The organism is Pseudomonas sp. PME37.24/025 (genome assembly GCF_055556615.1).
Window position 1 is genome coordinate 1 of sequence record NZ_JBVHNK010000335.1, and the last position, 259, is coordinate 259.

1 protein-coding gene is annotated in these 259 nt (G+C 70.3%); it reads right to left on the reverse strand.

The window, feature by feature from the left end:
• Positions 1 to 259 (reverse strand): serine hydrolase domain-containing protein (locus ACZ3HH_RS30610; RefSeq protein ID WP_465810413.1); only part of this gene is annotated, 259 nt, incomplete at both ends.

Consider the following 259-nt stretch of genomic DNA (forward strand, 5'->3'; position numbering starts at 1 on the left):
GGGGTTGCTCAGCACCTGGCCCTGGAGGATGTCGCCGTACGCGCCCAGACCGGAGGTCCCGTCGCAGAGTTGGCGCAGCGTGATGTCGTCGAAGCCGGGCAGACCGCTGACCCACTTCGTGATGGGGTCGTCCAGCGACCACGTCTTGTCGGCCGCGAGTTCGTAGACGACATCGCACGTCATCGAGCGCGTCACGTCCGCCGCCCGGAAGCCCATGTCGGCGGTGACCTCCGCGCCGCCCGGCCCCTGCGTGCCGAGG